Source organism: Cellvibrio chitinivorans (assembly GCF_035117775.1).
Classification (GTDB): Bacteria; Pseudomonadota; Gammaproteobacteria; order Pseudomonadales; family Cellvibrionaceae; genus Cellvibrio; species Cellvibrio chitinivorans.
In genome coordinates this window covers 1,436,864-1,450,745 of the sequence record NZ_JAYKKN010000001.1, presented here as the reverse complement: position 1 = coordinate 1,450,745, position 13,882 = coordinate 1,436,864, and the positions used below count along the sequence as shown (strand labels likewise).

Sequence of the window (13,882 nt, the reverse complement as noted above, 5' to 3'; positions counted from 1 at the left end):
AAATCCTCGCCACATATAACAGGATATGCCGCTTCAAATTTACTTCTGCAGATAAGCCACACGGGTTTTGTTGATGATGGCGATCACACCTTTGCCACACAAATCCTTCACCACCATGTCCACCTCATCTTCGGTGAGTGTTTTTTGAAAGAGTGCATTAATGGTGCTGGATAGGGTTTTAACCGTCGCTGGTTTACCTTCCATCTGCGCCAAACGCGCCTTTACTGCGCCGGTTCGTTCAGGCAAGGTGGTTAAGCTGGATTTTTGTAGCAGCGCGATTTCTGTGATGCAACCAGAGCGGGAGGCGAGAATATTGCGCTCGTTGAGATGTGCAATTAGCGGATCAAAGCCAGCATCTTTGGAGATGATATGGAAGTAGGCATCCGGCTCAATCGCTGCGCGCTCACCCAAGTAGCAGGCGATATGAAAATCCAGCGCATTTTTGCCAGAACCCGAAATAACCACATATTCCACCCTGGCTCCCAGCGGCTGCAAGCAGCGCACTAAATTGGTATTGAGCTTGGATTGTTGGGCGCCGAGGAAGACGAGGATATAAAAGTTTCCCTTCTCCAAACCGGCGATGGATTCGGGTTGTACATTTTCGTAGTCGATAAAAACATAGTTCTTGCGCACACTGAACCTCCGTCTCCAGACTAAAAACTATGTATAGCATTGATCGGCCACACTGGCGAGAAACAGACGCCAAACAAAAAGAGCCCGCAATCGAAAATTGCGAGCTTTTGAGCTTAACGGTGACTAAGTCATTGTTAATCCAACAAATCGGCCGGAACCTTACCGCCATTTTCCGCAATTTTGTTCAGCACGGTTTTGTGCAACCACATATTCATTTGCGCTGAGTCGCTCATCTTTTCAGCGGGGCAGCCTAACTCTTCAGCGAGTGATTTGCGCGCGGCAAGGCTGCTATCCAAACCGAGCAGTTTAAGTAAATCCACAATCGAGATTTTCCAATTCAACTTCTCAGGATTTTTTTCTGCCAGCGCCGTTAAATGCGCCTCAATATCCACCTCCTCTACGGGTGCAGCATCAGGCACCGTGGCCGCCGCTGGGCGATCAAACGCAGCGCCCATTGCCGATGTAGATGAACTGGCGTGAGAAGCCGCTGGTGCCGCAGCGGGTGTAGAACTAACGTCAGCTGCAGCCTCGGCAGAACCGAGCCCCAATTTGGACAGAATCGATGAAAAGAAACTCATAGCAACCTCCAACATTAAATGATGTGAACTTCAAAAGTAGCATAGGCTTTTGACAGATGTTGGATTCAATAGAGATGAAAAGATGAGGAAAGAAGTTTCAGGCGACAGGAGTATTTGGAATTAACACGTGAAGCTCGCGAAGTAAAACGCTCACTCAAGAAAACACTATTTGGCAGAATCAGATTTGCGCGCAACAAAAAACATAATCAACCCAATAATTGAAAACAGTACAACAACCGGCTGCCACCAACTCGAATCGCTACGCGCTGCGAGCCAATCATTAACCACTGGCATGTGGGCATTGCTATTAGGTATTACCATCACAGCAGCCAAAGCAGTGGAATCAGCGACATCCCTGTCGTCATTTCCTCCCTGATGGACAACAACATCCTTGTGCAAGACCGCAGTCTCCATCGGCGCCGGATGCACATCCGTGGGCGCTGCAGCTACCGATGAAACAATTGAAAAAGCCATTAGCGCGATGGCAATGAGTAAGTGGTTAAACATTCGCGCAACTCCTTTTTCAGATGACATAAACTCAGGGTCTCTATCCTTGTATCTGTGCAGTGAAGGACGCCAATCACCTCATCAACTCGATACCCTGTCACCTTAACGCGCCAGCCACCCCAGATCAGTGTGTTAGTTGGCGCGATATTTGTGACTTATTCACATACTTAACGCGGGCGGATTATGATTTGAGGGTCAGTCTCTTTTCCGTTAGCACGAATTCCATATTGATAGACAATTTCATCTTTATCTTTGTTAGATGGATCATCCCGATCTTCCTGAGCAAAAACATCCTTCGGAATATGTAACGTCAAACTGCCAGTTGTAGTCGAAATCGATGATTCATTTTTAGGCAGTGGCGACCGCCCATCTTTAAGAAAAATCGTAAATTCCTCGGGACCAACAAACACAATATTTTGCCCCGGAGCAACCACAACCTTTTCCGCTGTCGGCTGGGGAAAGCCTTTTTTATCGAGATAAAATCCAACCATTGCATTGGGTGTACCAGGCAAGACTGTTGCTACTTTACTTTTTTCACATTCCACATTTGCGCAACCTACCAGTGAAAATACAGCAGCCCCCAGAAACCCGCACTTAGAAACAAACGATGAAGAAAACATAGCAAACTCCTATTTATTAAGATTAACTTCAGTTTTTAACACGCCGTACAAATAGTCATCACTGACTAAAACTTTAAAATAAGGATCCGATAAAATTAATCGGTCTGAATAACCGCTCGATTTTAATTTTTTAACCTCACTTATAATTTGATCATAATCCATTTCTGCCACTGCAATTCTTAGCCCAACATAGCTAGAAAAGTAATGATTAGGATCTATTTCATTTGCCTTAAATAAGGACGCCTTGGCTTCAGCAAGCTGCCCAAAATGAGTGCTAGCCATAGCAAAATGAAGGTACCCCAATACATTTAATGGATTATCTGCAATCTCTTTTTCTGCATAGGATTTCACTCGCCGCCGGAAGTCATTAGCAACATCTTCTTTTTGATCAATAAAATGATAGGCATCAGCAATGTTGTTTAGGTTTGTCATTTCAAGCGGCGACAAATCAATCGCTTTTCTGTAATAAAAAGCAGCCTTATCAAATATCCCCAAATAATAATAGGCCGTACCCAAATTAGAAAAAGCCGCACTACTAGGAGATAAATTCAACGCGCTCTTAAAATAGGTGATTGCTTGTTTAAATTCGCCCAGAAAAAGATGTGACGCCCCGACATTATTAATGGCAACAATATTATCCGGTGTCAGCTCTAGTACTCTAAAAAAATGATTAATGGCCTCCTTATGCCGACCATAACTCACTAAAAAGTACCCGTACCCTTGATGTACTTCCCAGTTTTTGGGCGCTTTTTTTATTAGATCAAGATAAATATGCTCTGCCTTATCTTTTTCCTGTAATAAATCATAGGTTCGCGCCAAAGCGATATGTGCAGATACACTTTCAGGATCTTTTTTGACTGCAATTTGCAAATAATTCATAGCATCAGCATAACGTCCAACATCGCGATAAAATGCTCCCACGGCAGCATTCGCCTTCGGGGAGTCGCCATCTAATTGCAACGCTTGAAGGCAGTATTTTTCTGCTTGCACAATCCAATCAGTCAGCAGAGTCCATTCATATTTAAGACGGTATGCCTCACACATTCCGGAGCTTGCTTGTACAAAAGCCCCATCGTGAATCAAGGCCTGAGAAAACTGCTGAATCGCAGCATCAAAATTTTCTTGCGATGAGGGTTTACTTAAAAAAGACAACCCTTGCAGATAGTAATCGTATGCCGCGACATTATGAGTTAGGCGCAAAGGCGCAGGGCGAAAATTTTGTAATTCAAACTCTTCAGATAAATACTGGGCAATCTCCCCCACCAAGCGATCCTGCAGAATAAAAATATCCTGCTCTGTACCATCCAACTTTCCTCCCGCAATTTGTACATCATCTTTGCGGCGAAATAAGCGATAGGAAATGCGAATTTTTTCGCCGAGATGCTGCACACTACCTTCAAGACGGACAGGAGCATTAACACCTTCTTTAGCATCGACGATATACACATCACGCATATCCGCTAATTGCGAGCGAACAGCGGCGGTAATCCCTGCAGAAAAATAATCGCTCTCGCCTTTGCTATCCATTAAATTTTTAAAGTCGGCGATTTCTACATAGTTAGCCGCATAACCCGGCACTAACCAGCGAGGGATAAAATAAAAACCAGCGGCGATTAGCGCAAACAAGCACACTGTTAATGGATAGCGATAAGCGATAATATTTTTATTGAGTCCGCGCAGGAAATAATGCAGGTGATCGCGCCAGCCGATACCGGCAGGTTTAATTAAATAGACGCGGATTTTTTGTTGGATATTTTTTAATGCCTGCACACCCAAGCGTTTTGCTGGCGACGACAATGTAAGGCGAACTTCATCGTAAACTGCTTGCGAAATACAGATACCATCGGCGACAGCGAGAGGCTCCAGGCGCGCGGCGATATTAACGCTGTCGCCAAACACTGCGTTATCGCGCAGGGTAACTTCACCTTTATGCAAGCCAATACGTGTTTGCAGGCGCGGTAATTTTTTATCGCGCACTTCATTAAAGGCGAGTAAATGTTGTTGGATGGCTATGGCCGCTGCGATGGCGGCATTGGCACTGGAGAAACGCGCGAAGACTGCATCGCCGATAAACTCAACGACCAATCCGTCTTGAGATTCAATATGCGCAAGCAGAATTTTGCGATAGTCGCCCAACATTTCTATCGCCAGCGATTCATTTCGCCCCATAAGGCGCGAATAGCCAACGATATCGGTGAACATAAGTGTCTGTTCACAATGTGAGTGATGTTCGACGACCATTTTGCAGTTTGCACTCCGTGCGTTAGCGATAGTTGGGGATTAACAACCGAATATCCTTGCCACACACATCAGGCAGAACTAGCAGGGAATTATTGTGTGTTTTCACACCAATAACAACCAAGCAAGTTGGCTTCTTCTTATGGATACAAATTTCTTCTCACCCTTTTGAAGATTTTGACGCCAAGTTCGCCCTGTCGCGGATCACACGTTATGATGTGTATTACGTCAATCACCTACATCAAGAAGCCAACGCTATGTTAGAGAACGTTCGTTTATTCACTGATGTGCCCGCAGAATTTCTTGCGCAATTGGAAAAACTCAGCATTCCGCGCCGCTTTCCAAAAAATACCGTACTGGTTACAGAGGGCGATGAATCGTCGCACCTGTATATTATTCGCCGCGGCACTGTGAGCGCATTTCTTACCAATGAAGATGGCCGTCAGGTCAATTTGAATTACATGCAAGAGGGTGAATATTTTGGCGAGTTGTCGCTGCTGGATGGCAATCCACGTTCAGCGTCAGTCATCACTATCACCGAATGTGAAATTATTTTGGTTCCGCGCGCGGGCGTGTTGGAACTACTCCATCAACACCCAGAATTTGCGATGGTGCTAATCACTGAGCTCACGCGCCGAGTGCGCGAATTGACGGATAGTGTAAAAGACATGGCGCTGCTGGATGTGTACGGCCGTGTAAGTAATGCACTGGAGAAATTGGCTGATGGCGATAAACGCATCCATAACCCTAAAGTGACCCATCAGGATATCGCCAATATGGTGGGCTCATCGCGCGAAATGGTGAGCCGCATTATGAAACAGCTATTAATTGGCGAATATATCGAGCAAAACGCAGGCTATATTGAAATCAAAAAACAATTGCCGCGCTACTGGTAATTTATTTTGCAACAACACACGCTACTGAGAGGTAATTAATGAACGGCAAACTGCTTACATGTATGTCCATCTTTTTATTCACCCTTGCAGGCTGCTCACCCAAAGAAGCAGAGACAACAGCATCGAACACCAGCACTCCAGCGGAGACACCGATGAAACTGACAGGCGAAGTGTCTTATCGCGAGCGCATTGCAGTACCACCAACCGCACAGGTTGAAATTTTATTGGAGGACGTGAGCCGCGCCGATGCGCCCGCTGAAATTATCGGCAGCCAGACCACCCCCAATGCCGGGCAGCCGCCTTATACATTTTCCATCGAATATCTTCCCAGCAAACTGGTCGCCAACCATCGTTACAATCTGCGCGCACGCCTCACAGTGAACGGCGAGTTAATGTTTACTACCGATCAATCCTATCCGGTATTTGTGAATGGGCAGGAAAATCAAACCAAGCTGCTGATGCGCCGTGTTGCGCGCCATGCTTCATCTACAGAACAAGCTCCTGCAACCGACTCAACAACAGCTACCAGTGAATTTGCCAACACCTATTGGAAGCTCGTCAGCCTTAAAGGACAGGAGGTGACCGTTAGTCAAAACCAGCGCGAGCCGCACTTGGTTTTCGCTAGCGATATGCGCGTCAGTGGCTCTGATGGTTGCAATAGTTTGGGCGGCAGCTACACTGTGAATGGTAGCCAAATCAACCTTGGACAAATGATTAGCACGCAAAGAGCCTGCATTGAAGGCGGCGAACAAGCCCATGCATTTACGATGGCATTGAGTTCGGTTAAGAGCTATCAGATCCAGGGGGATAAATTGGAACTTCTCGATGAGAGCGGTGCGGCTATCGCCGGTTTTGTTGCAGTTGCACTCCAATAATCACTGCAAAAATTACCCTAAGGCAGGCACAGATCTGCCTATTAAAAATAGCAAGACCACACGCAGCTCCAGAAACGAACGATGCCCGAATTACAACAACTAACGGGCATCAGACTTTATCTTTTCGGGAAGCTGCAACTATGTATATTGGCGAAGTCTCCAAACTGACCGGGCTATCCATTAAAGCAATTCGCTTTTACGAAGAAAAAGGATTGCTCCCTTCTCCCCTGCGCGCAGGCCGCTACAGGGTCTATCGCGACAGTCACATCAACATCCTCATTCTGATTAAAGAAGCCAAAGCACTGGGCATGACGCTCACTCAGCTGCGCTCGGCTGCGCGCTTTCACGATGGCGAATTGGATTGGCAACATGTGGTTGATGTGATGCTCGATATCCGCCACAAACTGGTTGAACAGATCACCGACCTGCAGAGTAAAGTCGCGCGACTGGATGAGTGCTATTCACAGCTATCCCCCAGCACTACCACTCCCATACCACGTCTTGTCGAAATGTAAAGAAATGTTTTCATAACGCTTGACTCTCCCCTTAAGGGGAGACGCCATAATGGCACCTCATTCATCACAAAGAGGATTTGGAATGAGCAAGAGAGTGTTAGTTTTGAGCGGCAGCCCCACAGCAGGAAGCTTTTCAGAGGAGCTGGCAGACACCTATAGCATGGCTGCACAAGCCAACTTTAGTGTTCGCCAGATAAAAATATCGCAATTGGATTTCACCCCCACACTGCATGACCACCACTACACGAGAGAACGCACCATCAACCCAGCCATCAGAGAGCTACAACAGTCGCTGCACTGGGCGGAACACATACTAATAACAACCCCTGCCTGGTGGGGGGCGCTACCGGCCAAGTTCCGGCAAATGATTGGCCATGCTGTGGCCGACAATGGCGCACTCACCTGTCACGACAGTCAAAACATACGGGTAAGACATCTTAGGCACAAAACGGCGCGCATCATCATGGCAATGGATGCACCGCCCTGGCATTACAAGTTCGTGCAGGGCGCTCCGGCGTTTAAGCAACTGGCGCTCGCCAAGCTGCGCCAGCACGGAATTAAAAAAGCCAAATACTCCCTGTGGGGGCCAGTTGGCGACGCGAGCCAAAACGAGCGAAACAACTGGATGCTGCAAGCCATGCTACTCGGTAAATACGCACAGTAGCACGCACAAAAAAGCCCTTGCCAGCTAGCTGACAAGGGCTTTTCGTTATCGGCTCACTACTTATCACGCGCTGCACCTTGTTGGCGAAACTCGGTGGGCGTCATATCCACCATGCGCTTAAAAAACCGGTGAAAGGCTGAAGGGCTATTAAAACCGGACTTATAGATAATTTCCAAAATAGTTTCATCTTTGAACTCAGGCGATAGCAATAAACGCTTGGCCTCTTCTACACGATAACGGTTGATAAACTCAAAAAAATTCGATTGATAATGCATTTTTAAAATCGCCGAAATATCGCGCGGTTTTAATCCGATTTGCTCCGCAAAACGCTCCAGATTGATATTACTTTCCAAAAACAATTTATCTTCATGTATCGCCTTTTCGATGATCTCCACCTTGTGATCCATCTTGGTGGGCTGCACAGGTTTTGCTGCCGGAACCACATGTGCATTCAGCAGCTGGCGAGTATTAATCAAACCAAATACAAATAGACCGTTCACCAAGATCACTGTCAGATAGTTATCGATAATGCCCAGGGTATCGCTCACAGAAGCACTCACCATTCCTTCCAGCAAATACGCCAGCAGCGACCAGAGCCAATGCAAACAAAAACCGGCGAGCACTACATCCGCTAGCTTCAATTCTGATGTGGAAATATCTGCATACAAATGCTGTAACTGTTCGCGCAATCTATATTCGGCAATCACACAGGCGATGATGTAACCCAGCGGTGATAGTTTTACCAGCGCCCACACAAATCCAACCGCTGCATTTTCTGCACCCGCCAATTCCGTTACCGGCTGCCACTCAAGACTATCAATATCAAATGCAATCAATAACACCACTGCAATCAACGCGGGCAATAAATGAATTCCGTTGCGCCAACGCAGCAACTCAACGCGCTCGGAAAGCGAGCGCATATAAAAATACAGCACCGGCCCCTGCAACAATAAACAGGCCGAGAGCAGTGTAATTACAAATGGCGATTGATTGATCGCGGCGGTTTTTAAATCGCCATTCCACACAATCAGGGTAGTGGTTAGCACCAGCGCGATCAGTAAAAAGAAGCCAGATAAAATACGGCGCGGCTGCACTTGCTTAGCGGGCAATAAATTTAACAACACCGCCAGCACACAGCATTCAACTGCAGTCAGCACCAAGACCAGATCGTGAATATTGAGAAAATTGGTTTTCATCAGGATTACTTAAATACACAGTGCTTGGCGTAATCCTTAGCCTCGTTCATGGTGAGATCGCCGGTTGGCTTGGATTCAATCTTTTTGCACCAGTCGGGGCTGCCGACTTCGGGTGCACAAGCGGCCAGGCCAACTACGACAAGAGAGAGCAAAACAAGACTGGAGATGAGTTTGAGTATCTTTAAAGATGAAGACATACAGGGCTCGCGTTATTGGTTTTATCAAGGCGCAAGGATAACAGAGCATTCCATCAATAAAAAACGCCCGTGTGATTAGCACGGGCGCTTCGTTAAGCAATGCACACCTTATCGATTAGGGCAGACTGTTCATTAAGGCAGACCATCCATTAAGGCAAACTGTCCAGATGGTTGCCAACCGGAACCGAGAAGATGCGGCCATCTTTCACATCCCAGTTGATTGACCAGGTCATCACCCCGCGGAAATCCGCATAGGCGGTGAGCGGTACGCTGCTGCCGCAGTTAGTGCGCTTCACCAAACAATCCACCGCATTGTTGATATTCGCGGTAGTTGCCTGACCAGAACTTGCTGCGCGTGGGCCAGAAGGCAAACCAAGCGCCACTTGATCCGGGCGCAAACCGGCAAAGTTACCCGCAGTGCCACCCGCCAATGGGAAGCCTTCGATCAACATACGCGCTGAAGCTACCATCATGTCCACAGTACCGGCTTGATACGGCTGAGCCGCATAAGGTGTCGCCAGCGCGCCGTTGTTGTACAACTGCACGTGGAGCAAATCCAACTCATTGCGCAATTGATCGATCATCGGCAAATAAGCGCCCCAAATACCGGTGTAGGCCACAAAACCACCCTGCACATAGGGATGCTCAGGCGCCATAGAGACGTACAAATCCGGGAACATTGAGTGCAGTTGTTTGATCGCAGACACCATATTGGTGATCACCGGTGCGCCGTGCATTACACCCGCGCCAGATTCCAGATCAATATCCACACCATCAAACCCGTACTCATTCACAATCGCCGCCGTGCTGGTGACGAAGTTGGCCAGATTGGTGGAGTTATTCAGCGTCACAGTGCCTTTTTCACCGCCGTAAGACAGCACTATGTTTTTGCCCTGCGCGCGCTTGGCGGCGACATCGGCAATAAATTGCGCTTTATCCAAAGCAGGATCCAAACGGAATTCCACACTGCCATTACCCGCATCATCTACGAAGGCGATAACAATCACATCCCACGCCGGATCAACATCCGCCAAGCGAATCAGGCCGCTGCCGTTATCAAAGTTGTGCCAGTAACCTACCAATGCATGTTTTGGCAGAGGTGCCGCATCACCCGCCACACGCTCATTACCCGGCGCAGAACTGCTAGATGATGATTTGCTGGACGATGAAAGGCTGCTGACCACAGAAGATGAAGAAACCGATGAGACCACAGAGGATGCAACAGAAGAAGCGCTGGAAGAAACAACAGAAGAACTTGAAGCCACACTGGAGCTGCTAACAGAACTGGCCACTGCGCCACAGGCACCTGCCAACGTCCAAGCTTGCTGCCAATGCGCGCCAGTGCCGGGCGCATAAGCCCATGCCGCGGTTGAACCACACCAGCCCGCAATTGTGCAGCGATATTCACTGCCCGCATTTTGCACCAACTGCCCTGCGCTATAGGCCGTGCCCGCAACATATTGTGGTGATGTACAGCTGCCACCTGTCGCTACCGACGAGCTGGATGCAACAACAGATGAAACAACCGAGCTGGATGCAACACTGCTCGGCACCGACGATGCCACTGAGCTGACCGATGAAGAGGCAGTAACACCATCACAAGCCCCCAACAGCGACCACTCCTGCCACTGGCCGGAATAATTGGCCGGGCTGTGACCCGCATCAGACCACCAATTCGCTTTATACGCCTTACCAGCCTCCTGAACCTGCGAACCACCAGGATAGGCAGAACTGCTGTTCCACACTTGAACCCCTGAACAATTTACGGCAAACGCACTGGTTGATACGCCGCTTAGACACAAGGCGGCAAGTGCAATCATTGAATTTTTCATAGACCCGTCACTCTCTTTGTAATTTTTGGACAAAAGGGTGCCGTAAAGAAATCAGGTAATTTCTTTCGACGCGAACTTTCGATAATGGAGATAGTTGTTGGGCGCCCCGTGGATCAGTACATGGCTATTTTTTTATCGTCCGCTCAGGTAAGTGAGCGATTCAAATAACACGCCGTACTTTGGGAAACACACCAGTCCCGGTCACTCATTGCGAGTTCCTTCTGGGTACTGACATAGCGCTAGTCCGAGCACTACGGGTTGTTAAGTTGCTTTAATAACAAATGACAACGTTGCCATATATATCACTGGTTTTAGGAGCTGACAATCACCGATATGACAAAAAAATAAAAAGCTCCCAAATTTTTTACTTTATTAGAATAAAAAAGTTGGGATTTGGCAAAAAAGACTTGGGTGATAGATGATTGGGAAATAAAGGCAATTTATGCGCTACACAATACTGCAAGTATTGTTAAACCCCGATGAGCCATTATTGACTAGCAACTAGTTTTATTAAGTGATCGGCTAAATGATCATAAACCGCCCGAATCCGGGGATTAGTGCGCAACTCCAAAGGAGCGGTCAGCCAGATATCGGAATCCTTAATCCAGTCTTCCGGCAACACCCGCACCAGCTGGGGATATTGTTTGGCTAAAACAACAAACCCAAAACCAATTCCCATGCCGCTGAGCATGGCTTGCCAGCACACCATTTGGTCATCGCTGCGCACCGCAAAAGATTCACGCGTCAGCTCAATTCCCAATGCACGACAGCTATTTAAAATCGCGGGATTTTTGTCGTAACCAATCCAGTCAAATTCGCCCATAGTGACAGGGGAGAATGGAAGATTTTTTTGCTCAAGATAAGCTTTGCTCGCGAAGCCACCCACTTTTAACGCACCCAAATGGCGAGCGACTAAAGAATCCTGCTCAGGCTTGCGCATGCGAATCGCGATATCGGCTTCGCGCTCCAACAAGTTATCCACCGCATTACTGGCAACAATTTCCAATTGGATGTCAGGATATTTCCAGCGCAGACTGGCCAATATTGGCGGCAACAAAAATACGCTGGTTAACTCGCTGGCAGTGATACGAACTGTGCCGCGCAATGACTGACTTTGCCCCGATGCTGCCAATTGCAGCGCGTGGGCAGCATTTTGCATTTGTCGCGCGGGTTCAACCAAAGCAGCTCCCGCAACCGTAAGCACACTACCGCGCGCACCGCGGGTAAATAATGCAGCCCCTATTTCTGTCTCCAAAGCGGCTATCTGTCGGCTCAGCGTTGGCTGGGTCGTGCCTATGGCTTCTGCTGCGCGCGCCACAGCACCATGATCCACCACCGCTAAAAATGCCTGAATCAAACTCCAATCAAAATTCAACCGATTCGCATTATCCAATTTTGCCTTCCTCCTTTTGTCATCCCAGCCTTGCTATTCAATTTTGAATAACGCCTATACATATATCGATATTGTGGCGAGTCTCTGCGTCGCAGAAAATCCTCTCACCCGATGCATCGCAAACAACTCAATGATTACTCAACAAGGACTCGAGCCATGAGCAAACTCTACAGCTATTTATTGCACTCACCCAGCACACTAACACTGAGTCTATTAATGCCACTGCTTTATGCATTTAATTATTGGGCGTCATCAGCGCTGACCGCCAGCTATGCTGCATCTAAATTCCCAGTACCCTACTATGTAGCGCAACTGTCATTCAGTGCCGAAAAATTAAAGGCTTGGTACAGCGCCCTGATGGATTCAGGAACCTTTGATGTGTACCTGCAAACGCAGCATCTGGATTCATTATTTATATTATCGGTGCTGCTGTTACATCCGCTGGTATTGGTATTGATATCGCGTTTATTTTTAGTTGATAGCAAAGCAAGAAAGTTTATAGTTTTCTGTGCCCTCGCCTCTGCTATAGCGCCGATTAGCGATCAACTTGAAAATCTGGTGTCTTATATTATGCTCGCCAACCCGCAGAGCTTTGCAGGTGGTCTCGCCTATATTTACTCAAGTTTCGCCGCTATCAAATTTGGCTTTTTTATATTTGCCTACATTGTAGCCCCACTGGGCATTTTGTTCGGATTAGTGAGTCGGTTAGTTTATTGCTACAAAAATAAAGCGCATATGAAATCGGATATTTACCCATCGCCAAACTCTTATTAAACGAACCACGTAAAATTCAAATTCAACTCGCGCAGTAAAAAAATAAAAAAAGCGGAGCTGCAAATTTTGCAGCTCCGCTTTTTACTAATAAATCAAACTGTTATTACTTTGCTTGTCGCTGACGCACCGCCTCAAACAAACACACACCTGTTGCAACAGACACATTCAAACTACTCACTGTGCCCGCCATAGGAATATTCATTAGATGGTCGCAAGTATCTTGCGTTAAGCGGCGCAAACCATCACCTTCAGCGCCCATTAGAATACCAATCGGGCCGGTAAGGTTGGATTGGTAAACAGATTGAGTGGCCTCACCCGCTGCGCCAAACAACCAAATTCCCTGTTCTTGTAATTTTTTAAGCGTGCGCGCGAGGTTGGTGACCGGCACAAATGGCAGGACCTCCGCTGCGCCACAAGCTACCTTGCGCGCGACAGGGGTTAAACCGGTGGATTTATCTTTAGGCGCAATTACCGCATGCACACCCGCCGCTTCCGCTGAACGCATACAGGCACCTAGATTATGCGGATCGGTAACGCCATCGAGGATTAACAAAAACGCCGGCTCGCGCAGATTTTCCAGAAAATTAAAGAGCCAGGTTTCATCGTAAGTTTCACCGGGCGTACAGATTGCGACAACACCTTGATGATTTTCATCGCTCACCAAATCATCAAGCTTGTTACGCCCTACTTGCTGGCAGTGAATGCCATTGATCTCAGCTGCATTCACAATTTTTTGCAAACGCTGATCGCTGCGCCCTTGCAGCAAATAGATTTCAATTACGCGTTGGGGCGCACTTTTCAGCAGTGCCTGCACCGCGTGCAGGCCATAAATAATTTCTCGTTTCACACACTTACCTGATTAGTCATTAACGCTCGGAGATGCGCGTTTCACGTTCGCGCAACAGCCGGTCTTTCACTACAAAGAGTTCGCGATTTTCACGCTCATCGCTCACAAAATTATCGC

General features: G+C 47.5%; 15 protein-coding genes. 5 read left to right on the top strand and 10 right to left on the bottom strand.

All coding sequences use genetic code 11. The annotated features are described in order from the left end of the window. Positions 1–39: 39 nt before the first annotated feature. From SPL68_RS06100 to SPL68_RS06080, 5 genes are all read right to left on the bottom strand, one after another. A complete protein-coding gene (locus SPL68_RS06100; RefSeq protein ID WP_323814188.1) occupies positions 40–633 on the bottom strand; it encodes a PIN domain-containing protein in 594 nt (197 codons plus the stop codon). Between the two features lie 134 nt (positions 634–767). Next, a complete protein-coding gene (locus SPL68_RS06095) occupies positions 768–1,211 on the bottom strand; it encodes a DUF3597 domain-containing protein (RefSeq protein ID WP_323814187.1) in 444 nt (147 codons plus the stop codon). A gap of 165 nt (positions 1,212–1,376) precedes the next feature. After that, complete coding sequence (locus SPL68_RS06090; protein WP_323814186.1) at positions 1,377–1,718, bottom strand: hypothetical protein; 342 nt, start codon at positions 1,716–1,718, stop codon at positions 1,377–1,379. Positions 1,719–1,885: 167 nt separating this feature from the next. Beyond that, entirely contained in the window at positions 1,886–2,338 is a 453-nt protein-coding gene (locus SPL68_RS06085) for a hypothetical protein (protein WP_323814185.1), read from the bottom strand. Positions 2,339–2,347: 9 nt separating this feature from the next. Beyond that, positions 2,348–4,507 carry a tetratricopeptide repeat protein gene (locus tag SPL68_RS06080; RefSeq protein ID WP_416377417.1) on the bottom strand — a complete coding sequence of 720 codons (2,160 nt, stop codon included), beginning with the start codon at positions 4,505–4,507 and terminating at the stop codon, positions 2,348–2,350. 326 nt (positions 4,508–4,833) lie between these two features. Here SPL68_RS06080 and SPL68_RS06075 point away from each other — a divergent pair, with 326 nt between their 5' ends. The 4 genes from SPL68_RS06075 (at position 4,834) to SPL68_RS06060 (ending at position 7,526) form a co-directional block, all read left to right on the top strand. Next, on the top strand, positions 4,834–5,472 hold the full coding sequence (locus SPL68_RS06075) for a Crp/Fnr family transcriptional regulator (RefSeq protein WP_323814183.1): 639 nt from the start codon (positions 4,834–4,836) through the stop codon (positions 5,470–5,472). Between the two features lie 38 nt (positions 5,473–5,510). Then, complete coding sequence (locus SPL68_RS06070) at positions 5,511–6,347, top strand: YbaY family lipoprotein (protein ID WP_323814182.1); 837 nt, start codon at positions 5,511–5,513, stop codon at positions 6,345–6,347. 140 nt (positions 6,348–6,487) lie between these two features. Continuing rightward, on the top strand, positions 6,488–6,862 hold the full coding sequence (locus tag SPL68_RS06065; RefSeq protein ID WP_323814181.1) for a MerR family transcriptional regulator: 375 nt from the start codon (positions 6,488–6,490) through the stop codon (positions 6,860–6,862). 82 nt (positions 6,863–6,944) lie between these two features. Further along, the gene (locus SPL68_RS06060) at positions 6,945–7,526 is read left to right on the top strand and encodes an NAD(P)H-dependent oxidoreductase (RefSeq protein WP_323814180.1); all 582 of its coding nucleotides are present in this window, start codon (positions 6,945–6,947) and stop codon (positions 7,524–7,526) included. A 56-nt stretch (positions 7,527–7,582) separates the two neighbouring features. Here SPL68_RS06060 and SPL68_RS06055 read toward each other — a convergent pair whose 3' ends face one another. The 4 genes from SPL68_RS06055 to SPL68_RS06040 all read right to left on the bottom strand — a co-directional run bounded on the left by SPL68_RS06055 (position 7,583) and on the right by SPL68_RS06040 (position 12,144). After that, positions 7,583–8,722 (bottom strand): helix-turn-helix domain-containing protein, encoded by a 1,140-nt coding sequence (locus SPL68_RS06055; protein ID WP_323814179.1) that lies wholly within the window; start codon positions 8,720–8,722, stop codon positions 7,583–7,585. A gap of 5 nt (positions 8,723–8,727) precedes the next feature. Continuing rightward, positions 8,728–8,919, bottom strand: a complete 192-nt coding sequence (locus tag SPL68_RS06050) for a DUF3012 domain-containing protein (RefSeq protein WP_323814178.1) — start codon at positions 8,917–8,919, stop codon at positions 8,728–8,730. Positions 8,920–9,068: 149 nt separating this feature from the next. Then, a complete protein-coding gene (locus SPL68_RS06045) occupies positions 9,069–10,751 on the bottom strand; it encodes a glycosyl hydrolase family 18 protein (RefSeq protein WP_323814177.1) in 1,683 nt (560 codons plus the stop codon). A gap of 487 nt (positions 10,752–11,238) precedes the next feature. Further along, positions 11,239–12,144 (bottom strand): LysR family transcriptional regulator, encoded by a 906-nt coding sequence (locus SPL68_RS06040; protein ID WP_323814176.1) that lies wholly within the window; start codon positions 12,142–12,144, stop codon positions 11,239–11,241. 156 nt (positions 12,145–12,300) lie between these two features. On the opposite strand from SPL68_RS06040, the gene SPL68_RS06035 reads away from it, so the two are divergent. After that, entirely contained in the window at positions 12,301–12,918 is a 618-nt protein-coding gene (locus SPL68_RS06035; RefSeq protein WP_323814175.1) for a hypothetical protein, read from the top strand. Between the two features lie 103 nt (positions 12,919–13,021). Here the strand turns inward: SPL68_RS06035 and rlmB are convergent, their stop codons facing one another. Next, on the bottom strand, positions 13,022–13,765 hold the full coding sequence (gene rlmB / locus SPL68_RS06030; protein ID WP_323814174.1) for a 23S rRNA (guanosine(2251)-2'-O)-methyltransferase RlmB: 744 nt from the start codon (positions 13,763–13,765) through the stop codon (positions 13,022–13,024). Between the last annotated feature and the right edge of the window lie 117 nt (positions 13,766–13,882).

Bases quoted from the DNA above. Each gene is read 5' to 3' on its own strand.
- SPL68_RS06095 (WP_323814187.1), bottom strand. From the start codon at position 1,211: ATGAGTTTCTTTTCATCGATTCTGTCCAAATTGGGGCTCGGTTCTGCC.
- SPL68_RS06090 (WP_323814186.1), bottom strand. From the start codon at position 1,718: ATGTTTAACCACTTACTCATTGCCATCGCGCTAATGGCTTTTTCAATT.
- SPL68_RS06085 (WP_323814185.1), bottom strand. From the start codon at position 2,338: ATGTTTTCTTCATCGTTTGTTTCTAAGTGCGGGTTTCTGGGGGCTGCT.
- SPL68_RS06080 (WP_416377417.1), bottom strand. From the start codon at position 4,507: ATGGGGCGAAATGAATCGCTGGCGATAGAAATGTTGGGCGACTATCGC.
- SPL68_RS06075 (WP_323814183.1), top strand. From the start codon at position 4,834: ATGTTAGAGAACGTTCGTTTATTCACTGATGTGCCCGCAGAATTTCTT.
- SPL68_RS06070 (WP_323814182.1), top strand. From the start codon at position 5,511: ATGAACGGCAAACTGCTTACATGTATGTCCATCTTTTTATTCACCCTT.
- SPL68_RS06065 (WP_323814181.1), top strand. From the start codon at position 6,488: ATGTATATTGGCGAAGTCTCCAAACTGACCGGGCTATCCATTAAAGCA.
- SPL68_RS06060 (WP_323814180.1), top strand. From the start codon at position 6,945: ATGAGCAAGAGAGTGTTAGTTTTGAGCGGCAGCCCCACAGCAGGAAGC.
- SPL68_RS06055 (WP_323814179.1), bottom strand. From the start codon at position 8,722: ATGAAAACCAATTTTCTCAATATTCACGATCTGGTCTTGGTGCTGACT.
- SPL68_RS06050 (WP_323814178.1), bottom strand. From the start codon at position 8,919: ATGTCTTCATCTTTAAAGATACTCAAACTCATCTCCAGTCTTGTTTTG.
- SPL68_RS06045 (WP_323814177.1), bottom strand. From the start codon at position 10,751: ATGAAAAATTCAATGATTGCACTTGCCGCCTTGTGTCTAAGCGGCGTA.
- SPL68_RS06035 (WP_323814175.1), top strand. From the start codon at position 12,301: ATGAGCAAACTCTACAGCTATTTATTGCACTCACCCAGCACACTAACA.